General features: G+C 71.8%; 21 protein-coding genes. 14 read left to right on the plus strand and 7 right to left on the minus strand.

The features are described from left to right. Positions 1-55 precede the first annotated feature (55 nt). From SLINC_RS39950 to SLINC_RS39965, 4 genes are read left to right on the plus strand one after another with little or no spacing between them, the layout of a single operon-like run. Entirely contained in the window at positions 56-1,393 is a 1,338-nt protein-coding gene (locus SLINC_RS39950; protein WP_067443309.1) for an ABC transporter substrate-binding protein, read from the plus strand. A gap of 11 nt (positions 1,394-1,404) precedes the next feature. Next, positions 1,405-2,346 (plus strand): carbohydrate ABC transporter permease, encoded by a 942-nt coding sequence (locus SLINC_RS39955; RefSeq protein WP_079164955.1) that lies wholly within the window; start codon positions 1,405-1,407, stop codon positions 2,344-2,346. Further along, entirely contained in the window at positions 2,343-3,161 is an 819-nt protein-coding gene (locus SLINC_RS39960; RefSeq protein ID WP_067443310.1) for a carbohydrate ABC transporter permease, read from the plus strand. Before SLINC_RS39955 ends, SLINC_RS39960 begins: the two co-directional genes overlap by 4 nt. Positions 3,162-3,190: 29 nt before the next feature. Beyond that, a complete protein-coding gene (locus SLINC_RS39965; RefSeq protein WP_067443311.1) occupies positions 3,191-5,272 on the plus strand; it encodes a beta-galactosidase in 2,082 nt (693 codons plus the stop codon). Here the strand turns inward: SLINC_RS39965 and SLINC_RS39970 are convergent. Beyond that, the gene (locus SLINC_RS39970; RefSeq protein ID WP_067443312.1) at positions 5,269-6,117 is read right to left on the minus strand and encodes a helix-turn-helix transcriptional regulator; all 849 of its coding nucleotides are present in this window, start codon (positions 6,115-6,117) and stop codon (positions 5,269-5,271) included. The genes SLINC_RS39965 and SLINC_RS39970 overlap by 4 nt on opposite strands. 102 nt (positions 6,118-6,219) lie before the next feature. Here SLINC_RS39970 and SLINC_RS39975 point away from each other — a divergent pair, with 102 nt between their 5' ends. Beyond that, entirely contained in the window at positions 6,220-6,927 is a 708-nt protein-coding gene (locus tag SLINC_RS39975; protein WP_067443313.1) for an SDR family oxidoreductase, read from the plus strand. Between the two features lie 55 nt (positions 6,928-6,982). Next, positions 6,983-7,816 carry a transglutaminase-like domain-containing protein gene (locus SLINC_RS39980; RefSeq protein WP_067446251.1) on the plus strand — a complete coding sequence of 278 codons (834 nt, stop codon included), beginning with the start codon at positions 6,983-6,985 and terminating at the stop codon, positions 7,814-7,816. A gap of 11 nt (positions 7,817-7,827) precedes the next feature. Here SLINC_RS39980 and SLINC_RS39985 read toward each other — a convergent pair whose 3' ends face one another. Continuing rightward, positions 7,828-9,021 (minus strand): CaiB/BaiF CoA transferase family protein, encoded by a 1,194-nt coding sequence (locus tag SLINC_RS39985; protein WP_067443314.1) that lies wholly within the window; start codon positions 9,019-9,021, stop codon positions 7,828-7,830. 123 nt (positions 9,022-9,144) lie between these two features. Here SLINC_RS39985 and SLINC_RS39990 point away from each other — a divergent pair, with 123 nt between their 5' ends. After that, the gene (locus SLINC_RS39990) at positions 9,145-10,068 is read left to right on the plus strand and encodes an NADP-dependent oxidoreductase (RefSeq protein WP_067443315.1); all 924 of its coding nucleotides are present in this window, start codon (positions 9,145-9,147) and stop codon (positions 10,066-10,068) included. A 38-nt stretch (positions 10,069-10,106) separates the two neighbouring features. Here SLINC_RS39990 and SLINC_RS39995 read toward each other — a convergent pair whose 3' ends face one another. From SLINC_RS39995 to SLINC_RS40005, 3 genes are all read right to left on the minus strand, one after another. Continuing rightward, positions 10,107-10,565 carry a MarR family winged helix-turn-helix transcriptional regulator gene (locus SLINC_RS39995; protein WP_067443316.1) on the minus strand — a complete coding sequence of 153 codons (459 nt, stop codon included), beginning with the start codon at positions 10,563-10,565 and terminating at the stop codon, positions 10,107-10,109. Between the two features lie 263 nt (positions 10,566-10,828). Next, positions 10,829-11,812 carry a helix-turn-helix domain-containing protein gene (locus SLINC_RS40000; RefSeq protein WP_067443317.1) on the minus strand — a complete coding sequence of 328 codons (984 nt, stop codon included), beginning with the start codon at positions 11,810-11,812 and terminating at the stop codon, positions 10,829-10,831. Between the two features lie 380 nt (positions 11,813-12,192). Beyond that, the gene (locus tag SLINC_RS40005) at positions 12,193-13,164 is read right to left on the minus strand and encodes an alpha/beta hydrolase (protein WP_067443318.1); all 972 of its coding nucleotides are present in this window, start codon (positions 13,162-13,164) and stop codon (positions 12,193-12,195) included. 248 nt (positions 13,165-13,412) lie between these two features. Between SLINC_RS40005 and SLINC_RS40010 the strand changes: the two genes are divergently transcribed. Both SLINC_RS40010 and SLINC_RS40015 read left to right on the plus strand, forming a co-directional pair. Next, positions 13,413-14,381, plus strand: a complete 969-nt coding sequence (locus tag SLINC_RS40010; RefSeq protein WP_067443319.1) for a TerC family protein — start codon at positions 13,413-13,415, stop codon at positions 14,379-14,381. 134 nt (positions 14,382-14,515) lie between these two features. Continuing rightward, positions 14,516-15,397 carry an LLM class F420-dependent oxidoreductase gene (locus tag SLINC_RS40015; RefSeq protein WP_067443320.1) on the plus strand — a complete coding sequence of 294 codons (882 nt, stop codon included), beginning with the start codon at positions 14,516-14,518 and terminating at the stop codon, positions 15,395-15,397. Here the strand turns inward: SLINC_RS40015 and SLINC_RS40020 are convergent. Beyond that, positions 15,373-15,609, minus strand: coding sequence for a hypothetical protein (locus SLINC_RS40020; RefSeq protein WP_067443321.1), 237 nt, complete (start codon positions 15,607-15,609; stop codon positions 15,373-15,375). The genes SLINC_RS40015 and SLINC_RS40020 overlap by 25 nt on opposite strands. A 117-nt stretch (positions 15,610-15,726) precedes the next feature. On the opposite strand from SLINC_RS40020, the gene SLINC_RS40025 reads away from it, so the two are divergent. Together SLINC_RS40025 and SLINC_RS40030 are read left to right on the plus strand one after the other, a co-directional pair. Next, entirely contained in the window at positions 15,727-16,632 is a 906-nt protein-coding gene (locus SLINC_RS40025; RefSeq protein ID WP_067446253.1) for a LysR family transcriptional regulator, read from the plus strand. A gap of 94 nt (positions 16,633-16,726) precedes the next feature. Further along, positions 16,727-17,839 carry an ABC transporter substrate-binding protein gene (locus tag SLINC_RS40030; protein ID WP_067446257.1) on the plus strand — a complete coding sequence of 371 codons (1,113 nt, stop codon included), beginning with the start codon at positions 16,727-16,729 and terminating at the stop codon, positions 17,837-17,839. Positions 17,840-17,900: 61 nt separating this feature from the next. Here the strand turns inward: SLINC_RS40030 and SLINC_RS40035 are convergent, their stop codons facing one another. Continuing rightward, the gene (locus SLINC_RS40035; RefSeq protein ID WP_067443322.1) at positions 17,901-18,464 is read right to left on the minus strand and encodes an NAD(P)H-dependent oxidoreductase; all 564 of its coding nucleotides are present in this window, start codon (positions 18,462-18,464) and stop codon (positions 17,901-17,903) included. Between the two features lie 117 nt (positions 18,465-18,581). On the opposite strand from SLINC_RS40035, the gene SLINC_RS40040 reads away from it, so the two are divergent. The 3 genes from SLINC_RS40040 to SLINC_RS40050 all read left to right on the plus strand — a co-directional run bounded on the left by SLINC_RS40040 (position 18,582) and on the right by SLINC_RS40050 (position 21,988). Next, positions 18,582-19,232 (plus strand): TetR/AcrR family transcriptional regulator, encoded by a 651-nt coding sequence (locus tag SLINC_RS40040; protein ID WP_067443323.1) that lies wholly within the window; start codon positions 18,582-18,584, stop codon positions 19,230-19,232. Between the two features lie 100 nt (positions 19,233-19,332). Continuing rightward, on the plus strand, positions 19,333-20,367 hold the full coding sequence (locus SLINC_RS40045; RefSeq protein WP_067446259.1) for a LacI family DNA-binding transcriptional regulator: 1,035 nt from the start codon (positions 19,333-19,335) through the stop codon (positions 20,365-20,367). Positions 20,368-20,551: 184 nt separating this feature from the next. Beyond that, a complete protein-coding gene (locus tag SLINC_RS40050; RefSeq protein ID WP_067443324.1) occupies positions 20,552-21,988 on the plus strand; it encodes a benzaldehyde dehydrogenase in 1,437 nt (478 codons plus the stop codon). Positions 21,989-21,997 lie beyond the last annotated feature (9 nt).

Consider the following 21,997-nt stretch of genomic DNA (forward strand, 5'->3'; position numbering starts at 1 on the left):
CCGGGACGGCGGCGCGACGCGCCGACCAGTAGCCGCACCACGTGAGGAGTCACGTGTGTTCACCGCACCCCCATCCCGTCGCACCCTGCTGCGCGGGGCCCTCGGCCTCGGCACCGCGGCCGCCCTCACCGCCTGCGGGGGCGGCAGCACCACCGCCCGCACCTCCGGAGACGTCACCCTCTCCCTGTGGACCCACGACCCCGGATACGAGGCATTCTTCCGCAAGGGCATCCCCGAGGCCGACCGGCTCACCGACTTCCGCTACCACCTCGACGTCACCCGTGCCGGACCCGCCGACCTCGTCACCAAACTGCTCGCCCAGGCCGTCGCCGGCCGCGGCACCCCCGACACCATCGGCTTCGAGATCGGCAGCTTCCCCAGGATGCTGCGCGGCGACATCGCCCCGCGCCTGCTGCGCGACCTCACCCCCGACCTCGCCGCCGTCCCCGGCCTCAAGGACGACCTGCTGCCCGCCCGGCTCGCCCCCTTCGGCAAGGACGGCAAGGTCTACGCCCTCGACTCGGACACCCCGATGGTCGTCTACTACTACCGCGACGACCTGTTCACCCGGTGGAAACTCCCCAAGTCCACAGAGACCTGGGAGGAGTTCGCCGAACTCGGCACCCGCGTGCACCAGGACCACGGCGCCTCGCTCTGCGTCGTCTCCACCGCCGGCAGCGACGCCGGACAGATCGTCCAGTCCTTCCAGATGCTCCTCTACCAGCGCGGCGGCGCCTTCTTCGACGCCGAGCAGAACCTCGTCCTCGACTCACCGGAGGCCGAGGAGACGCTGCGCTTCCTGTGCGACGGGCTGCGCACCGGCTTCGTCATCGACATCTCCGACTACTACGGCGCCGCCATGCAGGCGGCCCTGAAGAGCGGCAAGGTCGTCGGCCTGCCCATGGCCATCTGGTACAAGAACTACGGCCTGATCGCCAACGTGCCCGAACAGAAGGGGAGATGGCGGGTGCGGGCCCTGCCCCGCTTCACCAAGGGCGGCGGAGTGACCGCCGCGCTGGGCGGCACCGGATTCGGCGTCGTCAAGGACAAGGCCAACACGGTGGCGGCCACCGACTTCCTGCTGAAGACCTGGCTCACCCACGACGGCCAGGTCCGCCGCTTCACCGAGACCGGCTACCTGCCCACCCGCCGCTCCGTCTACGCGGACCCCGGACTCAACGCCACCACCGACGACTTCTGCGGCGGCCAGCACCTCTTCCGCCTCTACCGCTCGCTGCTGCCCGACGTGCCGGCGTTCCACCAGAGCCCCGACCAGTCGATCCTCTTCGACGTCCTCGCCGGCAACCTCCTGCGCGCCTACCGCGGCGACGCCACCCCCCGCCAGGCACTCAAACAGACCGCGGCCGACTACCGCGACCAGGCCGGACGCTAGGAGGCCCCGCCATGACCACCGCCGTAGCGGGCCCCACCCGCACCGATGACCAGCGCGCGAAAGCGGACACCGCCGCCCGCCGTCCGCGCCGCCCCTGGGCGCCGTACCTGTTCATCTCGCCCTTCTATCTCCTCTACGTCCTGTTTCTGCTGGTCCCGGTCGCCGTCTCGGTGTGGCTCAGCCTGACCGAGTGGGTCGGCCTCGGCACCCCGCACTGGGTGGGCCTGCGCAACTACCGGCTCCTCGCCACCGACATCAGCTTCCACCGGGCCCTCGGCAACACGGCCGTCTTCGTGCTCGTCGCGGTCTGCGTCGTCGTCCCGCTCGCCCTGCTGATCGCCCAGGCCCTCAACACCCGCGGCCTGCGTGCCCGGGACCTGTGGCGCACCGCCTACTTCGTGCCGATCGTCGTCTCCCCGATCCTCGTCGCGCTCATCTTCGGCCTGCTCTTCGACCGGCAGTTCGGGCTCGTCAACTCGGTGCTGCGCGCCCTGTTCGGCACCGGCGGCGTCGACTGGCTCGGCGACCCGAGCCTGGCCAAGGTGAGCATCGCGCTCGTCATGCTGTGGCGCTGGACCGGCTACCTCACCGTGTTCTTCCTCGCCGGACTCCAGAGCGTGCCACGGGAGTTGTACGAGGCCGCCGCCATCGACGGCGCCGGACGGCTGCGCACCTTCACCACCGTCACCCTCCCGGCGCTCAAGCCGGTGACGGCGTTCGTCGTCGTCACCTCCTTCATCGGCGCGGCCCAGATCTTCGAGGAGCCCTACCTGCTGACCGGCGGCGGCCCGGCCGAATCCACGCTCTCGGTGACGATGTTCATCTACCGGGCCGCCTTCCAGCGCCAGCAGTTCGGCTACGCGGCCGCCGCGGCCGTCGTCCTGTTCGTCCTGGTCTTCGGTCTCAGCCAGCTCTTCAACCGCCTCCTCGGCATCGGGAGGGCCACCTCATGACACGCGCACGCATCCCGCTCTACGGCGTTCTGGTCCTGCTGCTCCTGGCCTTCCTGGCCCCGCTGCTGTGGGCGCTGAGCGGCTCGTTCAAGCCGCGCGGCGACATCTTCGGCTATCCGCCGCAGCCGGTCCCCGACCCGTTCACCCTCGACAACTACCAACGCCTGTTCTCCGGGCAGCCGTTCTGGCGCTGGTTCCTGATGAGCACGGTGGTCGCCCTCGTCGCCACCACCGTCTCGGTCTTCGTCTGCGCCCTGGCCGGCTACGCCTTCGCCAAGTTCCGCTTCGCGGGGAAGGAACTGCTGTTCGGCGTGATGTTCAGCTCGCTGTCGATCCCCTTCGCGGTGATCCTCGTGCCGCTGTTCGTGATCCTCGTCAAGACCGGCCTCGGCAGCCCCTGGTTCGCGCTGATCGTGCCGTGGGTGGCGCCCGCCTTCGGGATCTTCATGATGCAGCAGTACATCGTGCAGTCCGTCCCGGACTCGGTCCTGGAGGCCGCCCGCATCGACGGGGCGAGCGAGTTCGGCATCTTCCGCACCATCGTGCTGCCCCTGCTGCGGCCCGCGCTCGGCGCGCTCGCCGTCTGGCAGTTCCTCCAGAGCTACAACAGCTTCCTGTGGCCGCTGGTGCTGGTCTCCGACAGCTCCCGGTACACCCTGCCGCTCGGACTCCAGACCCTGTTCGTGTCGGAGCAGCGGCAGTACGACCTCGTGCTCGCCGGCGCCGTCATCGCCGTCGTGCCGGCCGTCGCCCTCTTCGTCCTGCTGCGCAAACAGCTCCTGGAGGGGCTGTCCACCGGCGCGGTCAAGGGCTGACGCCCACTCAACCATCGTATTGGAGAAGGATGTTCGAGCTTCCACCCCGGGTCCTGTTCGGCGCGGCCTACTACCACGAATACCAGCCGCGGGAGCGTCTCAAGGACGACCTCGACCTGATGGCCGAGGCCCGCTTCAGCGTGATCCGGGTCGGCGAGTCCGTGTGGTCCACCTGGGAGCCTACGAGCGGCCGCTTCGACCTCGACTGGCTCCAGCCCGTCCTGGACGGCGCCCACGAGCGGGGCATCTCGGTGATCCTCGGGACACCGACGTACGCCGTACCGCCGTGGCTGGCCCGGCAGTACCCGGAGATCACGGGGGAGACGCGCACCGGCGAGCGCATCGGCTGGGGCGCCCGGCAGGAGGTGGACCTCACCCACCCGGCGTTCCGCTTCCACGCCGAGCGGATCATCCGCAGGATCGTCGCCCGGTACGCGGGCCACCCGGCCGTGATCGGCTTCCAGGTCGACAACGAACCGGGCCTGCATCTCCTGCACAACCACGGCGTGTTCCAGCGTTTCACCGACGAACTCCGCGACCGGTACGGGGATGTGGAGACCCTCAATCGTGAGTGGGGCCTGGTCTACTGGTCGCACCGGCTGTCCACCTGGGCCGACCTGTGGCGGCCCGACGGCAACGTCCAGCCGCAGTACGACCTGGCCTGGCGGCGCTTCCAGGCCCGTCTGGTCACCGAGTTCATCACCTGGCAGGCGGACATCGTCCGCGAGTACGCCCACCCCGGCCAGTTCGTCACCACCTGCATCTCCTACGACCGTCCCGGCGTCGAGGACGACCACCTGACCGAGCGGCTCGACGTCACAGCCGGCAACCCGTACTACACGATGCAGGACGCCCTCGAACTCCCCGACAAAGGCGCGGCCGGGCAGAACTGGACGACCAACGGCACCTGGGCGCTGTACCGCAGCGCCGACCGCATGTACTCCTCCCGCCAGGAACCCTTCCTGGTCACCGAGACCAACGCGCAGGCCATCGGATATCCGTGGGACAACCGGCCGGCCTACGACGGCCAGTGGCGCCAGGCCGCCTGGGCCCTGGTCTCCCGCGGCGCCTCGATGATCGAGTACTGGCACTGGCACACCCTGCACTTCGGCGCCGAGACCTACTGGGGCGGCATCCTCCCCCACCACGGCCGCCCCGGCCGCGTCTACCGCGAACTCGCCGCACTGGGAGCGGAGTTGGAGAAAGCGGGCGACCTGGTCGCATCCCTCACCCCGGACGCCGACGTCGCCTTCCTCTACGACGCCCCCAGCAAGTGGGCGCTCCAGGCCCAGCCGCCGCTGGCCACCGCCGACGGGGGCCCGGACGGGCGGTCGTACGAGAGGGTCTTCGACGCCTTCTACCGGGGCGCCTTCGACGCCGGTCTCCAGGCACGCGTCCTCCACCCCGGCCAACTACCCTCAGACGACCTGCCGTCGGCGCTGGTCGTGCCGGCCTACTACGCCGCCGACGACGAGACCCTCGACCGACTCACGGCCTACGCCGAGGCGGGCGGCCACCTGGTCTTGGGCCCGCGCACGGGCTACGGCGACACCGAGGCCAGGGCCCGCACCGACGCCCAGCCCGCCCGGCTGGCCGAGGCGGCGGGCGTGACCTACGACGAGTTCAGCAACCTGAGCACCCCGCTGACGGTGACCGGCACGGACACCCTGCCCCTGCCGCCCGGGGCACGGGCCCTGCACTGGGCCGACGGCCTCCGGCCACGAGGCGCCGAGGCGGTGGCCGCCTACGAACACCCCCACTTCGGCCGCTGGCCCGCCGCCACCACGCACCGCCACGGCGCCGGACGCGTCACCTACGTCGGCACGGTCCCGGACCCGGAGTTCGCGGCGGCCCTGTTGCGCTGGGCGACCCCGACGGACGGCACCTGGCGGCCGGACCACCCGAGCGTCACCGCCACTTCGGCCACCTCCCGGGACGGCCGCCGCGTCCGCTTCCTGCACAACTGGTCCTGGGAACCGGTCTCCGTCCCCGTCCCGCGGCCGGTCCGGGACGCGCTGTCGGACACGGCGTACACCGAGGAAGTGCCGCTCGGCCCCTGGGACGTCAAGGTCCTCACGGAGGAACAGCACCAAGGAGCGGAACAGCCCTAGGGGGCTCGCACGGCGAGCGACTGGGTGCCGAGGACCGAGATCAGTTCCAGCTTCTCGGCGTCCTCGGTGCCCGGCTCGGCCGAATACACCAGGATGTGCAGGTCGTTGCCCTCCACCCTGAGCAGATCGCAGTCCAGCGTCAGCAGACCCACCTGCGGATGCTCGATGGTCTTCCGGGAGGCCTCCAGCCGGCCGACCACACCCGCGTCCCACAGCCCGGCGAACCGTTCGCTCCTGGTGCGCAACTCCGCTACCAGACGCCGCAGCCGGCCGTCGCCGGGATAGCGCCCGAGGGTCGTGCGCAGCTCGCCGACCATGCCGATCTCGAAGGCACGCCGCTGCTCGGGGGTGTGCCGGGCCCGGGTGTGGGCGCCGGTGAAGTTCCGCCAGACACCGTTGCGTTGGAAGCCGCGCAGGCTCGACTGGTCGCCCATCAGCGCCGCGTACATCGGGTTGGCCACGAGCAGCGTCATGGCGGCGTCGGAGACCCCGACGGGTGTGCCCACCAGCCGGTCCAGCAGCCGTTGGACGCTGGGCGTGATGTACCCGGGCACGGTGTCGGGACCCGGCCGGGCCAGTCCGGCCAGCCGGAACAGGTGCGCCCGCTCGTCCCCCGACAGCCGCAGCGCGCGGGCCAGGGCCTCCACGACCTGGAGGGACGGATTGGCCGCCCGGCCCTGTTCGAGGCGGGTGACGTAGTCCACCGAGATCCCCGCCAGCAGGGCCAGTTCCTCCCGCCGCAGTCCGGCGGCCCGCCGCTGTCCGCCGACGGGCATTCCGGCCGAGTCGGGGGAGACCCGGTCGCGCCAGCGTCTGAGCGCCTGTCCGAGTTCCGTCGCCGTCATGCTCCCCAGTGAACACCGTTCCGGCACCGGGCGCCTGGTACTCGTAGTCCCAGGAAGGAGGGGATCCTGGCTGACCGGACGGCCCGGCGGGAACGTGGAGGCATGACAACGACACTGATCACCGGAGCGAACAAGGGCCTCGGATTCGAGGCCGCCCGACAGCTCGTCGCCGCGGGCCACACCGTGTACATCGGCGCCCGGGACACCGCACGCGGACGTCTCGCCGCCGAGCAACTCGGCGCCCGGTTCGTCCAGCTGGACGTCACCGACGACGCCTCCGTCCAGGCCGCCGCCAAGACCGTCGAGGCCGACGGCGGGCTGGACGTGCTGGTCAACAACGCCGGTATCGAACTGCGCGGCGAGGACAACAGCGTGCCCGGGGCCGCCGACCTCACCGCGGACCAGATGCGGACGGTGTTCGACACCAACGTCTTCGGCCTGGTCCGGGTCACCCACGCGTTCCTGCCGCTGCTGCGCCGCTCGGCCGCGCCGGTCGTGGTCAACGTCGGCAGCGGCCTCGGCTCACTGACCAGGCTCTCCGACCCGGACCACCCCGGCTACGCCTATCCCGGCGTCGCCTACCCGGCCTCGAAGACCACGGTCAACGCGCTCACCGTGCAGTACGCGAAGGCGTTCCCGCAGCTGCGGATCAACGCCGTGGAGCCCGGGTTCACCGCGACCGACCTCAACGGCAGGACGGGCGTCCAGACCGTCGAGCAGGGCGCCGAGATCATCGTCCGCATGGCCCAGGCGGGCCCCGACGGACCGACCGGCACCTACGTCGACGCCGCGGGCCCGCTTCCCTGGTAGGCGGAGTCACCGCAGGGAGGGGGCACTGTCAGACCCGCCGCCTAGCATGCCCACCATGACCGAAGACCTGCTCGACCACTCCCGTCCGGGGCCGTTCACCCGGTTCCGCGCCGAGCAGTCGGCGACCATGGACGGCCTGCCGGACGACCCGGTCGGCATCTGCGCCGCCGTGCACAGCCTGTTCATCCAGCCGTTCGACGCCGTCCCGCTCGGCATCCCCGAGGAGCGGATGGCGGAGCGGAACATCCGCCCGGCGAGCGACCTGGTGGACAGGCTCACGGCACTCGACCCCGCCCCGCTGCACCGGACGCGGACACCGGAGGAGAGAGTGGTGGGCACCTGCCGTCACTGGGCGATCCTCGCCTGCGCGCTGCTGCGGGCGCGGGGGATACCCGCCCGGGCGCGCTGCGGCTTCGGCACCTACTTCGAGGCGGGGCGCGGGTTCGACCACTGGATCACCGAGTACTGGAAGTCCGAGGAGCGGCGCTGGGTGCGCGTCGACGTGGAGCATCTGGACAAGGACCACGTCGAGCACCCCGAGGACCTGGCGCCCGGCGAGTTCCTGACCGGTGGCGAGGCCTGGACGCGGTACCGCGCCGGTCTGATCGACCCGCAGACCTTCGGCGTCCCCGGCACCGACCATGCCTGGGGGCCCGCCGAGATCAGCGGCAACACCGTCCGCGACCTCGCGGCACTGGGCGGCCGGGAGATGCTGCCCTGGGACGAGTGGGGCCGGATGACCGAGGCCTACGACGGCCTGACCGGACCCGAGTACGACGACCTCCTCGACGCGGTGGCCGAAGCATGCGCCGGGCAGGACCCGGCGGCGCTGACCCGTTTGCTCGGCCACCGCGACCTGGCGGTCCCGGCGGACATGGCCGGCGGCTGAGCGCCGCCCGCTCAGATCACCGCGTCGGCGCGCAGCGCCGCGATGTCGGTGGCGTCGCGGCCGAGTTCCCCGAGGATCGCCTCGGTGTGCTCGCCCACCGCCGGCACCGGGCCCATGCGCGCCGGCAGACCCGCCAGATCGGCCGGCGGCAGCAGTGCCCGCACCATGGCCCCGCCGGGGACGGCCACGTCCTGCCAGCGGTCACGCGCGGCCAGCACCGGGTGGTCCAGGAACGCGGCGACGTCGTTGACCCCGGCACAGGCGATGCCGATGCCCTCCAGATCCTTGAGGATCTCGGTGGCGTCGGAGCGGGCGACGCGCTCCGCGACGACGGCGTTGACCTCGTCGCGGTGGGCGACCCGGGCGGAGCCGGTCGCGAAACGCGGATCGTCGGTCAGCTCGGGCCGGCCCAGGAAGTCGGCGCACAGGACGGCCCACTCGCGCTCGTTCTGGATGGAGAAGAGCACGTCCTGTCCGTCGGCGGCCGTGAAGGTGCCGTACGGCGCGATCGTGGCGTGCTGAGCACCCAGCCGTGGCGGCTGGGTCCCGCCGTGCTCGGTGTAGTAGGCGGGCTGGCCCATCCACTCCGCCAGCGCCTCGAAGAGGGAGACCTCCACCGGGTGCGCCGTGCCCGTGGTGGCCCGGGTGAAGAGTGCCGTGAGGATGCCGCTGTAGGCGTACATCCCGGCGGCGATGTCGGCGACCGAGATCCCGGCCCGCGCGGTCTCCTCGGCCGTCCCGGTCAGCGACACCAGGCCGGTCTGGCACTGCACCAGCAGGTCGTATGCCTTGCGGTCGGCCCACGGTCCGGACGTGCCGTACCCGGAGATGGTGCACGGGATCAGCCGCGGGTAGCGGCCGGTGAGCGCCTCGACGTCCAGGCCGAGGCGGTCGGCCGCGCCCGGCGCGAGGTTCTGCACGAACACGTCCGCGCCGCCGAGGAGTTGGTGGAGTACCTCGCGGCCCCGCGGGTCCTTCAGATCGAGGGTGAGCGACTCCTTGGAGCGGTTCAGCCAGACGAAATAGCTGGAGTGGCCGTGCACGGTCGTGTCGTAGCGGCGTGCGAAGTCGCCCTCGCCCGGCCGCTCCACCTTGATCACCCGGGCGCCGAGATCGGCGAGCTGCCGGGTGGCGAAGGGCGCGGCCACGGCCTGCTCCAGGCTGACCACCGTGATCCCGGACAAAGGCCGTTGCGGGAGGCTCATGGGGCCCATTTGTACGGGCGGGCCGGAGCGGCTGTCAACGGTAGGGCCTGGCCCCTGACCTGTACGTTTCCCGAGCCCGCGGCTGATCGGTGCCGGCGTTCGGCATGTGATTGCATGGGGGGCATGAAGGCCATCGCACTGCATCAGTACGGACAGGACCTGAAGCTGGTGGACCACCCCGAGCCCAAGGTGGCTCCGGGGGAGGTCCTCATCCGAGTGAAGGCGGCCGGGGTGAACCCGGTGGACTGGAAGATCGGCGAGGGGTATCTCGACCCCATCATGGAGGCCCACTTCCCACTGATCCCGGGCTGGGACGTGGCCGGAGTCGTCGAAGGGGTCGGTCTGGACGTCGAGGAGTTCGCGCCCGGCGACGAGGTGTTCGGCTACATCCGCAAGGACTGGGTGCAACTCGGCTCCTACGCCGAGTTCGCCGCCGCCCACGTCCGCATGATCGCCCACAAGCCGGCCTCCCTCAGCTGGGAGGAGGCCGCCGGAGTGCCGCTCGCCGGACTCACCGCCTACCAGTGCATCAAGCGCGTCGGCGTCGAGGCCGGCCAGACCGTCCTGGTCCACGCAGCGGCCGGCGGGGTCGGCATGTTCGCCGTGCAGATCGCCGCCGCGCTGGGTGCGCGTGTCATCGGCACCGCGAGCGAGCGCAACCACGACTTCGTGCGCGGCCTCGGCGCGGAGCCCGTGACCTACGGCGACGGACTCGTCGACCGCGTCCGCGCGCTCGCACCCGACGGCGTCGACGCGGCCTTCGACTTCGTGGGCGAGGGAGCGGTGGAGGTCTCACGGCAGGTCCTGAAGAGCCCCGACCGCCTGGCGTCCGTCGTCGACCCGGAGGCCGCCGAGAAGGGCGGCAAGTATGTCTGGCTGCGCCCCGATCCGGTCGACCTCACGGCGCTGGCCGAACTGGCCGACCAGGGACGGCTGTCCGTCGCCATCGACCGGGTGCTGCCTCTCGCCGAGGCCGCGGAGGCCTGGCGCCTCAGCCGCGAGGGCCACACCCGGGGGAAGCTGGTCCTGACGGTCGGGGAGCGCTGAGGGCCGTCTCCGTGTCCCGGGGCTGTGTTCCCCGGGGCTCAGGCGGGAACGCGGAGCGTCTCCACCGCCCGGACGAGCGGCGCCAGTTCGGGGTTGAGCGCGGCATGGTCGAGGGCCTCGCGCAGCGCGGCCTCGTTGGTGGGGCGGGCCTCCTTGAGCAGGTCGAGGCCCGCCTCGGTCACGTCGGTGTAGATGCCGCGGCGGTCCGTGGGGCACAGGTAGCGGGAGAGCAGTCCGCGGTCCTCCAGGCGGGTCACCAGCCGGGTCGTGGCGCTCTGGCTCAGCACCACCGCGTCGGCGACCTGCTTCATCTGAAGGTGACCGCCCGGCCCGTCGTGCTGACGGCTCAGCACGTCCAGCAGCGAGTACTCGCGCACACTCAGGTCGTGCTTCGCCTGAAGAGCCCGCTCGATGTGGGCCTCGATCCTGCCGTGCAGCAGGGACAGCGCGCACCAGCCCTGCGCGAGGGCGGTGAGTGCGGGGTCTGTGGCGGTCATGGGGGCTGCTCCTCCGTCCCGAGGTGACGTCCTCCAGGATAGGGTATCGGTGAAATTTCCAGCGCGCGCACATATAGGGCGTGTGCAAGTAATGTGGGTGGGTGCAGCGATCAGTGGGGGACTCCGACATGACCGGCCGGTTTCGTCACCCGCTTCGAAGTCGACACGGAGTTCCTCGCCCGGTACCCCATCCAGCAGGCAGGCAGGCGATCCAGGAACTGTGGGTGCCGGCCGAGGAACTCGACGAGTGACGGCCCTGGCGGCTATGGCCGCGCCAGATGCCGCATCGTCAGCGCCAGGTGGAGGCGGAGGCGGCCCTGAGGGGTGCGCAGGGGCCAGCCGAGGAGGTGCTCGGCGTGGGCCAGGCGGTCCTGGAGCGTGGAGTGGTGGACGTTGACCTCGGTGGCCGCCGCGCGCAGGCTCGCCGTCGAGGCCACGGCGTACAGGGTGGCCAACAGCCAGGGCGTGGTCGCTGCGGCCGACTCCAGGACCTGGACGTCCGGCGGCGGTTCGGCGCCCGGAGCGACGAGTTCGCCCAGGAGGGCGACGCCGCCCAACTCCTCGGCACGCACCACCCGCGGTCCAGGGTCCCGCGCGGTGCCCTCCGCCGTGAAACGCAGCGCTGTCCGCGCCGCGGCCCAGGAATCAGGCAGGTCGAGCACCGGTACGGCCGGACCGACGCCGAGGCGTCCGGCGGGCGGTTCGGCGTCGGCGGGGACGATCCGGGGACGGCCCTCCCGCAGGGCCAGGACGCGCGCCGGAGCGGCGACGTCCAGGCCCAGCCGGCGCGCCGCGTGCAGTCGCGCCGCCTCCGGAGCCGTGGCGTCCAGCACCGTCTCCACCAGCGCCGGGTCGTCGGCGGGCGCCCGGCCCCGAGTGCGGTCCAGCACCAGACGTACGGCGCCGGCGGCCCGCTCCAGGATCACCGCGTCCACCACACTCGGTGCCGCCTCCGAGCGCTCCAGCCACAGTGCCGGGGCACCGCCCGGGGCCAGCGCCGCGCACGGCCAGGCGGCGTCCGGCGGTACGTCCGAGTCGCGGCGCGTGCCGTCCGCCTCGATGCGAACCCGCACCCGACGCTCCGCGTCGGCCAGCCGGGCGGGCACCCCGGCCAGCACCGCCGCCCCGCGCACCAGCGCCTCCAGGCCGGCCCGGGACTCGGCCAGTCGGTCGAAGTAGGCGATGACCTGGACGGCGGCACCGGCGTCCGGATCCAGCGCGGTCAGACGCCCGGCCAGCTCTTTCATACCCCCATGGTGCGCCATCCGCTGCGATCCGGGGAGCCCGGCGAAGCGGCGGAGGCGGTGCGGGAGAAAGCGCGAGCGACGGCGCCGGTCCCGAGGGAGAGCTCCGGCCCCGCCCGTCTGGGGTCGGAGGGGGAGCTCCCCGGCTCGGCTCCTTCGGGACCGGGGGTGGCGGCGTCGGGGGGCTTGCCCGTCTGTGTCCCGCGGGAGAGGCTCCGCCTTGGCGCCCTGTCCGGGTCCCGAGGGACGCCTCGGCCGGCGCCGGGGCTGAGGAGGGCCGCCTCGGGGCTCCGCAGCCGTGGGACTGGCTCAGCCTGTCGCACCCCCTGCCGGCCCCGACGCCACGCCGCGCCCCCGCCCCGCCCACCCTCGTACGACGGACATCAGGCCAGCAGCCTGCGCAGCCACTCCAGTTGGGCGGTGCGGGCCGCCTGGGAGAGGGCGGCTTGAGGGGCGAAGCCGTCGAAGCCGTGGAAGCCGCCGGGCCAGACGTGGAGTTCGGCCACGCCGCCGGCCTGCCAGATGCGGGAGGCGTAGGCGACGACCTCGTCGCGGAAGGTCTCCGCCGAGCCGACGTCCAGGAAGGCGGGCGGCAGCCCGGAGAGGTCCTCGGCGCGGGCCGGTGCCGCGTACGCGGGCACGTCCGGGCCGCCGCGTGCCTCGCCGAGCAGGGCCGTCCAGCCGGTCTCGTTCGCCGTACGGTCCCAGACGCCGAGGCCCGCCATCTGGTGGCAGGAGACGCTCTCGTTGCGGTCGTCCAGCATCGGGCACATCAGCAGCTGGCCGATCGGACGGGGACCGCCGCGGTCCCGGGTGAGCAGGGCCAGTGCCGCACTGAGGCCCCCGCCCGCGCTGGCCCCCGCGAGGACGATCCGCTCCGGGTCGCCACCGATCTCCTTGGCGTGCTCCGCGGTCCACACCAGACCGGCGTACACATCCTCGATCCCGGCGGGATACGGCTGCTCCGGCGCCAGCCGGTACTCCACCGACACCACGACGGCGCCCAGTTCCTTCGCCCAGGCCAGCGGACCGTCCACGCCCACCCGGTTGTTGCCGAGGATCATGCCGCCGCCGTGCACGTGGTACACGACCGGCAACGGGCCCTGCGTTTCCGGGCCGGCCGGGCGGGCGATCAGGAGGGAGATGTCGGGGGCGCCCTCGGGCCCGGCGACCGTGCGGTCCTCGATCTCGAAGAACCCGCCCACGGTCAGGTCCAGCTCGGCCAGCATCTCGATGCCCGGCCCCTGCCGGACGACGTCGATGTCGTCCATCGTCAGGCCGGGCGAGATGACCTCCTTGATCAGTTCCAGGGTGGCGGCCAGCTCCGGGTCGAACGGGGGCGGGACGTGACTCATGGCATCTCCTCACACACAGGTGCGGCGGCTCGTGACGTCATGTTCCGCCGGGCGACGGCCGTCCGGGGCGCCGCCGGACGGCGGAACCTGCCCGCCGTCCGGCGGGTGGCGCCCCGTCGTTTCCGGCCGGACATCCCGATGACCTGCTGTTTTTTACCAGGACATGACCCGTTCTTCACCTGTCGTAGGTGGAAGTGATCTGATGTCCTGACCACGCTGTCGATGCCCCCCATGCATCAGGAGTACCAGTGAACGTCTCTCTCAGCGTCTGGCTGCTGACCATCGCAGCCCTGTGCGCCCTCGTCGCCGTGGATTTCTTCATCGGCAGAAAACCCCATGACGTCTCGATCAGAGAGGCCGGGATCTGGACCGTCGTCTGGGTCGTCCTGGCCTGTCTCTTCGGCGTCGGGCTGCTCGTCTTCGGCGGTGCCAAGCCCACCGGTGAGTTCTTCGCCGGGTACATCACCGAGAAGTCCCTGAGCGTCGACAACCTCTTCGTCTTCGTCCTGATCATGGGGAAGTTCGCGGTCCCGACCCAGTACCAGCAGCGCGTGCTGATGGTCGGCGTGATCATGGCGCTGGTGCTGCGCGCCGCCTTCATCGCCGCCGGCGCCGCGATCATCTCCACCTTCTCGTGGGTCTTCTACATCTTCGGCGCCTTCCTGATCTGGACCGCGTGGAAGCTGGTCCAGGACGCCCGCAAGGGGGCACACGAGGAGGAGTACGAGGAGAACAAGCTCCTGAAGATGGTCGAGAAGCGCTTCGGGGTGGCCGACCGCTACCACGGCACCAAGCTGTGGATCGAGGAGAACGGCAAGCGGATCATGACCCCGATGCTGGTCGTGATGCTCGCGATCGGCTCCACGGACGTCCTGTTCGCGCTCGACTCCATTCCCGCCATCTACGGTCTGACGCAGGACCCGTACATCGTGTTCACCGCCAACGCGTTCGCGCTGATGGGTCTGCGCCAGCTGTACTTCCTCATCGGCGGACTGCTGAGGAAGCTGGTCCACCTCAGCTACGGCCTGTCGATCATCCTCGGGTTCATCGGCGTCAAGCTGGTCCTGCACGCGCTGCACGAGTCCGGTGTCCATGTCCCGGAGATCAGCATCCCGGTCTCCCTCGGCTTCATCGTGCTGGTGCTGGCCATCACCACGATCACCAGCCTGCGGGCCTCCAAGAAGCAGGAGGCCGCCGAGGCGGAGCGGGCGCTGTAACGCTCCTCGTCTCTTTCGTGGCGTCCCCCGCCCGCGGCGTCTGCGTGCCGCGGACGGGGGACGCTTGACTTCGAGAGCGCTCGAACGTCTAGCGTCACCGGCGTCGGCGACGAATCCCGTGAACGGAGACGGACATGCGGGTGGGCGTACACATCAACCGGTTCGACCACAGCGGAGGCGGACCCGCGCTCGGCGTGGAACTCGCCGCGGCGGGTGCCGCCGCCGAGGCCGCGGGCGTGAGCTGGCTGTCCGTCATGGACCACTACTTCCAGATGGAGTTCAACGGCGGCGCCGAGGACCCCATGCTGGAGGCCTACACGACCCTCGGCTTCCTCGCCGCGCACACCTCCACGATCCGGCTCGGCGCCCTGGTGACCGGGGTGACCTACCGGCACCCCGGCCTCCTCGCCAAGATCGTCACCTCACTCGACGTGCTCTCCGGAGGCCGGGCCACCCTCGGCATCGGGGCCGCCTGGTACGACCGTGAGCACGAAGGACTCGGGGTGGCGTTCCCGCCGGTCGCCGAGCGCTTCGAACGGCTGGAGGAGACCCTGCGGATCTGCCTCCAGATGTGGGACCCGCAGGACAACGGCCCCTTCGAGGGCACCCACTACCGCCTCGCCGAGACGCTGTGCGTGCCCGCGCCGGTGAGCAGCCCGCGGCCCGAGATCATGATCGGGGGCGGCGGGGAGCGCAAGACGCTGCGGTTCGTGGCCAGGTACGGCGATGCCTGCAACCTGTTCGCCACGACTCCGGAAGAGATCACGCACAAGCTCGACGTCCTGCGCGGCCACTGTGAGACGGAAGGGCGGGACTACGACGAGATCCGCAAGACCGTGCTGCACTCGGGCGAGGCGCTCACCGAAGGCGACTTCGACGCCTTCGTGCGGGACGTGGGCCGGTACACCAAGCTCGGCATCGACACCGTGATCCTCTCGCCGAGCGTCGGCGAGCCGGCCGCCTGGATCGAGCGGTCCGCCGCGCCCGTCGTTCAGCGGCTGGCCGAGCTCGACTGACGGGGCCGGGTGGCGGCGGGGCGGCTGCGGGAGACGATCCGCATCCCCCGTTCGTCGATCGTCCTGATCTGCAACGAGCCGCAGCCGCACCGGGTCCAGACCGTGCGTCCCGCCGCCGTGCAGTGCCGGGACACCACCTGGAAGGGCTCGGCACCGTCCGGCCGGCCGCAGTGCGGGCAGGCGTCGCCGGTGGTGCCGGTCGTGCTGGTCATGGTGACTCCTCGTGCCGGGTTGTGGATGGCTGACCGTCGCGACACAGCCAGGGTGCGTCGGAAGGTTCATGCACGTCCAGGTTGACTTTGTGGACCTCACCTTGAAGCGTGGGCTTCATGATTGACCTGCGTCGGCTTCATGTTCTGCGGGCGGTGGCTCACTACGGAACGGTCACCGCCGCGGCCCGTGCCCTGCACTTCACGACCTCCGCCGCGTCCCAGCAGATCCGGCAGCTGGCCCGGGATCTGGAGGTGGACCTGCTCGAACCGCAGGGGCGGGGCGTGCGGCTCACCCCCGCCGCCGAGAGCCTGCTGGCGCATGCCGATGCGATCCAGGCGCGGTGGGAGCAGGCGGAGCTCGATCTCCGGGCCGACCGGGGGGAGCCGGGCGGGCCGCTGCGGGTGTGCGGATTCCCGGTGGCCATCTCGGTGCTGCTGGCGCCCATGGCGGTGCGGCTGCGGGAGCGGTACGCGCGGCTCGCCGTGCGGATCCAGGAGTCGGGGGTGCCGGAGAGCTTCGATCTGCTGTTTGAGGGGGAGGTCGATCTCGCGGTGGTGGAGGCCACGCCGCACAATCCACCGCTGAGTGACGCGCGCTTCGACCAGCAGCCGTTGCTGGACGATCCTTTCGACCTCGTCGTACCCGAGGGGCATCGGCTGGCGGGCCGGGAGCGGGTGGGGCTGGCCGACGCGGCGCGGGAGGCGTGGATCGCGCCGGTGCCGGACAGTCCGTGCCGTCCGCATGTGCTGTCGGCGTGCGGGGAGGCGGGGTTCAGTCCCGATGTGGTGCACCACGCGCTGGACTGGAATGTCACGGCCCACCTGGTGGCCCACGGTCTGGGGGTCGCCCTGGTCCCGCGGTTGGCGCAGTTGACGCCCCATCTGCCCATCGTGCGGGTGCGGTGCTCGGGGAACCCGCACCGCAAGCTGCTCACCTGCACGCGCAGGGGCGGCCGGAACCGGCCGGCGGTGGAGGCGGCGCTGGAGGAACTGCGCGGACTGGCGGCCACGGCCGTGGCGTGACGCGGCTGCCCGAGGGAGGTTTCGTGCGGCAGGGCGGTTCGGCGGACACATAACCGCTTGCCGGGGAGTGATCGCTGCGGATGCAATGTCCGGCATGCGTACGCCACCCTCGCCGCCCGGAGCGGAGCGGACCGCCGGATCGGCCGTCCGGATCGGCGCCCTCGCGCCCCTGACCCGGCCCGGCTGGGTCGAGGCGGGCCACCACCTGCTCGCCGGACTGGAACTGGCCGTCGGCGAAGTCAATGACACCGGCGGGATCGACGGCAGACCGCTCGACCTGGTGGTCCGGGACACCGCGGCCGATCCGGAGCGGGCCGCGGCGGCCGTGGACGAACTGGCCCACCTGGGCGTGGCCGCCCTGGTGGGGGAGTACCACAGCGTGGTCGCCCGTGCCGCGGCCTCCAGGGCGGACGCGCTCGGACTGCCGTACCTGTGTTCGTCGGCGGTGCTCGACGCGCTGACCGAACAGCCGACGCCATGGGTCGCGCGTCTCTCCCCGCCGCAGTCGCGCGGCTGGCGGAGCTACGCGGACTTCCTCCTGGACGCGGGCCACCGCGGCATCGCCGTGGCGGCCCAGCCGAGCGTCTACTGGGCGACCGGGACCCGCATCCTGCGGGACCACCTCGCCGCACACGGCGGCACCGTCGTAGAACTCGACGCGTCCGCGCTCACCCCCACGGCCGTGTGCGACGCACTCGCCGAGAACGGCGCGACCGCCCTGCTTCTGCTGGCCGGTCATCCGGAGCCGGCTGTGTCGATCGTCCGGTCAGTCCGTCGCGACCCGCGCCTGGCCGACCTCCTGATCGGTGCCCCGGCCGGGCAGCCGGAACTCGCCTCATGGGCGGCGGAGTTGGGCGACGACGGCGCCGCGATCCCCTTCCTCCGATACCTGCCCGAGCGGTTCGGTCCCCTCGGCGCACGGGTCGAGACGGCCCTGCGGGAGCGGCTGGCCGCGGCGCCGTCGTTCGTCGCCTTCGAGGGCTACGACACGATCGCCGTCCTCGCCGAGGTGCTGCGTTCTCACGGCGCGGACCGGGCGCGCATCGCGGAAGCCTGGCCGCGCGTCGCGGTCGAGGGCACCCGCGGGACGATCCGGTTCTCCCGCACCCCCGGCATCGGCGTGTGGCAGTGGGCCGGGCCGCCGGTCCAGGTCGTCGACCGGGATCCGGCCCGACCGGACCGCTTCCGGGTCCTTCACTCCGGCTGAGAGCGTGCGGGAGGGGCCGGAGCGAACGCTCCGGCCCCTCTGCCGCGTCCGGTGCCGTGGGTCAGGCGGCGGCGGTCTCGTCGGCGTGGGTGTGCAGACGGGCGACGACCTCGGAGAGCTGCGCGGCGACCTCGGCGTCGTCGGCCGGGTGGGTCTCGGCGAAGCGGACGACGGAGCCGGGGATGGAGAGCTTGACGTCCTCCAGGACCTTGCCGCCGGCGATGCCGACGGACTTGCGGGTCTCGTCCTGGGCCCAGACGCCGCCGTACTGGCCGAAGGCGGTGCCGACCACGGCGACCGGCTTGCCGGCGAAGGCGCCGGCGCCGTAGGGACGCGACAGCCAGTCGATGGCGTTCTTGAGGACGGCCGGGATGGTGCCGTTGTACTCGGGGGAGAAGAACAGGAAGGCGTCGGAGGCCTGGGCGGCCTCGCGCAGCTTGGCGGCCGGAGCCGGGACGCTGCCCTCGACGTCGAGGTCCTCGTTGTAGAACGGGATCTCGGCCAGGCCCTCGAAGAGGTCGACGTCGGCGCCCTCCGGGGCGAGCTTGACGGCCGCCTCGGCGAGCTGACGGTTGTGCGAACCGGCACGGAGGCTGCCGACGAGCGCGAGGATGCGAACAGACATGCGAAAACTCCCAGGGCTGAAACACGGCGACAATAATCGGACCGGGGTCCGTTTAATGTTGTAGCACTCCAAACGGACCGCGGTCCAGTTTTCTTCCTCGTGCTTTACGCTGTTTTCATGTCCGCCTTCCCGCCACCCCTCGCCGACCAGCCCGAACCGCCCGTCGACGAACCCCAGTTGCTCCAGCTCGGCGCTCCCGAGGATGAACCCTGCCTGCGCGCCGACGCCGCCCGCAACCGGGCCAGGCTCCTGGAGGCCGCCGCGCGACTGGTGGCCGAGCACGGGGCGGCCGGGGTGACGATGGAGGCGGTGGCTGTCGCGGCGAACGTGGGCAAGGGCACGGTCTTCCGGCGCTTCGGTGACCGGACCGGCCTGCTGACGGCGCTGCTCGATCACTCCGAGCGGAAGTTCCAGGCCGCCTTTCTGAGCGGTCCGCCGCCGCTCGGGCCGGGTGCGCCCCCCGTGGAGCGGCTGCGGGCGGTCGGGCACGCCCTGCTGCGCCGCTCGGTGGACGAACTGGATCTGCAACTGGCGGCCGAGCCGAGCCCGGAGCGGCGGTTCTCCGTTCCGGCGCGCCGGCTGCTGCGCGGCCATCTGGCGCTGCTGCTGCGGCAGGCCGTACCGGACGCGGACAGCGAGCTGCTGTCCCACACCCTGACGGGGTATCTCAGCCCCGTGCTGATCCACCATCTGACCAGGCAGTGCGGGATGCCACTGGAGCGGCTGGAGGCCGGGTGGGACGACCTGGTGGACCGTGTGACGAGCTGAGCCGGGGACGGGTGCACCCGGGGGTGTGAATAGTTGAGCCTGCAACTGAGTTCCCCCAGTCGTAAGCTTGAGCACAGATTCTGCAAAGATGCGGTACGTCATGGTGCAGATACCGAAAACGCCCGTTCCCGCGTCGCCCGTACCGCGCTCTGTCCCCACGAGCGCCGATGTGGCCCGCCTGGCCGGCGTCTCGCGCGCGACCGTCTCCTACGTCCTCAACAACACCAGCGCCGTCCGGATCAGCGAGCCCACGCGCCGTCGCGTCCGTGAGGCCGCCAAGGAACTCGGGTACGTGCCGCACGCGGCGGCCCGCAGCCTGCGCGCCGGACACAGCCGTATGGTGCTGATGCCCGCACCGGACTTCCCGGTGGGCCCGCTCTACAGTCGGTTCCTCGATGAGCTCCAGTGGGCACTGGGGCGCCTCGACTACACCGTCGTGCAGTACGGCGCGGTCGGCGTCCGCGGTGACGAGGCCGCCCGCGCCTGGGCCGAGCTGCGGCCGGTCGCGGTGCTGGTGCCGGGGTCGGACCTCGGCACGAAGGGCGTGACGGTGCTCAAGCGTTCCGGGGCCCGGGCGGTGGTCACCCTGGCCTCGGAGTCCGTGGAGGGCGCCCATGCCCTGCTCCTGGACCACGAGGCCGTCGGCCACTGCGCGGGCGCGCACCTGTACGCCCGCGGCAGACGCCGTATCGGAGTCGTCGTGCCCGAGGAGTCCGGTCTGGAGTCCTTCTCCGCTCCCCGTCTCGCAGGCGTACGGCGCGCCCTGCGCGGCACGGACGCCACGGTCGTCGAACTGCCCCTCGCCTACGAGGAGTCGGCCGCCGCCCGGCTCGCCGCCCGCTGGCGCGAGCTCGGCCTGGACGCCGTGTTCGCCTACAACGACGAGTACGCGATGCTGCTCATGCGGGCCCTCCAGGACGAGGACATCGACATACCCGGGCACACGGCGGTGATCGGCGCCGACGACCTGATGCTCGGCCGCCTGCTGAGACCCCGGCTCAGTACGGTCCACGTCGAACTGCCCTCAGGGCGCGACCTCGCCGAGCTGGTCGACCGCGCGGTGCGCAACCCCGGCGCCGCGACCGAGACCCACACGGTGCTGGGCGCCTCGATGGTGCATCGCGAGTCCAGCTGACCCGGGGACGGAGCCGGAAGCGGCTCAACTCCCTTGAAAGGTAGGGGAGTTGGGTTACTTCTCGGTACGACATGCGCTGCATTCCCGGCAGGGCGTGGCTAGGATGTTGCATGCTCAACAAGTTGGGAAGCCGTACAGGGCTTCCGCCTGTTGAGTCCCGCCGGTGACGAACGGAGAGCCGAACATGCCTTTGCTCGACCCCAAAACCTGGCAGCCCCGAACCCTGGGGGGACCCGAACACGCCGTCACCGAGCCCGCCACCGGCGACTCGCTCGGCGTCGTGCGCCTCGCCACGGCGGAGGACGTCGCCGTGGCGGCGGAGACCGCCCGGGGCGCGCAGAGCGACTGGGCCCGCGTCCCGCACTTCGTCCGTGCGGGCGTGCTGCGCAAGGCCGGTGACCTGTTCACCGCGCACGCCGAAGAACTGCGCGAGTGGCTGGTCCGGGAGTCCGGATCCATTCCCGGCAAGGCCGACTTCGAACTGCACGTCGCGGCCCAGGAGTGCTACGAGGCCGCCGCACTCGCCTCCCGCCCGGCCGGACAGGTCCTGCCCAGCGAGGCGGCCCGGCTGTCCTACACCCGTCGGGTCCCGGCCGGCGTCGTCGGCGTGATCTCCCCCTTCAACGCCCCGCTGATCCTCTCCATCCGCTCCGTCGCCCCGGCGCTCGCCCTCGGCAACGCGGTCGTCCTGAAGCCGGACCCGCGGACGGCCGTCTGCGGCGGGCTCTCCCTCGCCGCGATCTTCGCCGAAGCCGGCCTGCCGGAGGGGCTGTTCCACGTCCTGCCGGGCGGACCCGACGCCGGTCAGGCCCTGGTCGCCGACCCGCGGATCCTCATCATCTCCTTCACCGGCTCCACCGCGGCGGGCCGCGCCGTCGGCGAGGCGGCAGGCCGCCACCTCAAGCGCGCACACCTGGAACTGGGCGGCAACTCCGCCCTGGTCGTGCTGGAGGACGCCGACATCGACGCGGTCATCTCCACGGCCGCCTGGGGCTCCTTCTTCCACCAGGGCCAGATCTGCATGACGACCGGCCGCCACCTGGTCCACAGCTCCCTGTACGACGAATACATCGAGCGGCTGGCGGCGAAGGCCGACTCCCTCGCCGTCGGCGACCCGCACCGCGAGCAGGTCCATCTCGGCCCGATCATCGACGACGGCCAGCTCGCCAAGGTGCACGGCCTGGTGGAGGCCAGCACCGCCCGCGGCGCCAAGCTGGCCGCCGGCGGCACCCACGACCGCCTCTTCTACCGGCCGACGGTCCTGGCCGACGTGGACGACGCCACCCCCGCGTACGCGGAGGAGGTGTTCGGTCCCGTGGCGCCCGTACGGTCGTTCAGCACGCCCGACGAGGCGGCCGCCCTGGCGGCGGCCGGCCCCTACGGCCTCTCGCTCGGCATCGTGACCCGGGACGCCGCCCGCGGCCTCGACCTGGCCGAGCGGATCCCGACCGGCATCGTCCACATCAACGACCAGACGGTGAACGACGAGGCCGTCGCCCCCTTCGGAGGCATCGCCGCGTCCGGCACCGGCGCCCGCTTCGGCGGCGAGGCCAACCTGGAGGCCTTCACCGAGCTGCGCTGGACGACGGTGCGCTCGGACGTGGCGCCGTACCCGTTCTAAGGTCCGTCG

It is taken from the genome of Streptomyces lincolnensis (genome assembly GCF_001685355.1).
GTDB lineage: Bacteria > Actinomycetota > Actinomycetes > Streptomycetales > Streptomycetaceae > Streptomyces > Streptomyces lincolnensis.

Bases quoted from the DNA above. Each gene is read 5' to 3' on its own strand.
- SLINC_RS40035 (WP_067443322.1), bottom strand. From the start codon at position 18,464: ATGTCTGTTCGCATCCTCGCGCTCGTCGGCAGCCTCCGTGCCGGTTCG.
- SLINC_RS40025 (WP_067446253.1), top strand. From the start codon at position 15,727: ATGATTGACCTGCGTCGGCTTCATGTTCTGCGGGCGGTGGCTCACTAC.
- SLINC_RS39960 (WP_067443310.1), top strand. From the start codon at position 2,343: ATGACACGCGCACGCATCCCGCTCTACGGCGTTCTGGTCCTGCTGCTC.
- SLINC_RS39970 (WP_067443312.1), bottom strand. From the start codon at position 6,117: ATGACGGCGACGGAACTCGGACAGGCGCTCAGACGCTGGCGCGACCGG.
- SLINC_RS39965 (WP_067443311.1), top strand. From the start codon at position 3,191: ATGTTCGAGCTTCCACCCCGGGTCCTGTTCGGCGCGGCCTACTACCAC.
- SLINC_RS40000 (WP_067443317.1), bottom strand. From the start codon at position 11,812: ATGAAAGAGCTGGCCGGGCGTCTGACCGCGCTGGATCCGGACGCCGGT.
- SLINC_RS40030 (WP_067446257.1), top strand. From the start codon at position 16,727: ATGCGTACGCCACCCTCGCCGCCCGGAGCGGAGCGGACCGCCGGATCG.
- SLINC_RS40045 (WP_067446259.1), top strand. From the start codon at position 19,333: ATGGTGCAGATACCGAAAACGCCCGTTCCCGCGTCGCCCGTACCGCGC.
- SLINC_RS39975 (WP_067443313.1), top strand. From the start codon at position 6,220: ATGACAACGACACTGATCACCGGAGCGAACAAGGGCCTCGGATTCGAG.
- SLINC_RS40015 (WP_067443320.1), top strand. From the start codon at position 14,516: ATGCGGGTGGGCGTACACATCAACCGGTTCGACCACAGCGGAGGCGGA.
- SLINC_RS39990 (WP_067443315.1), top strand. From the start codon at position 9,145: ATGAAGGCCATCGCACTGCATCAGTACGGACAGGACCTGAAGCTGGTG.
- SLINC_RS40050 (WP_067443324.1), top strand. From the start codon at position 20,552: ATGCCTTTGCTCGACCCCAAAACCTGGCAGCCCCGAACCCTGGGGGGA.
- SLINC_RS39995 (WP_067443316.1), bottom strand. From the start codon at position 10,565: ATGACCGCCACAGACCCCGCACTCACCGCCCTCGCGCAGGGCTGGTGC.
- SLINC_RS40020 (WP_067443321.1), bottom strand. From the start codon at position 15,609: ATGACCAGCACGACCGGCACCACCGGCGACGCCTGCCCGCACTGCGGC.
- SLINC_RS40040 (WP_067443323.1), top strand. From the start codon at position 18,582: ATGTCCGCCTTCCCGCCACCCCTCGCCGACCAGCCCGAACCGCCCGTC.
- SLINC_RS39985 (WP_067443314.1), bottom strand. From the start codon at position 9,021: ATGAGCCTCCCGCAACGGCCTTTGTCCGGGATCACGGTGGTCAGCCTG.
- SLINC_RS39980 (WP_067446251.1), top strand. From the start codon at position 6,983: ATGACCGAAGACCTGCTCGACCACTCCCGTCCGGGGCCGTTCACCCGG.
- SLINC_RS40005 (WP_067443318.1), bottom strand. From the start codon at position 13,164: ATGAGTCACGTCCCGCCCCCGTTCGACCCGGAGCTGGCCGCCACCCTG.
- SLINC_RS39955 (WP_079164955.1), top strand. From the start codon at position 1,405: ATGACCACCGCCGTAGCGGGCCCCACCCGCACCGATGACCAGCGCGCG.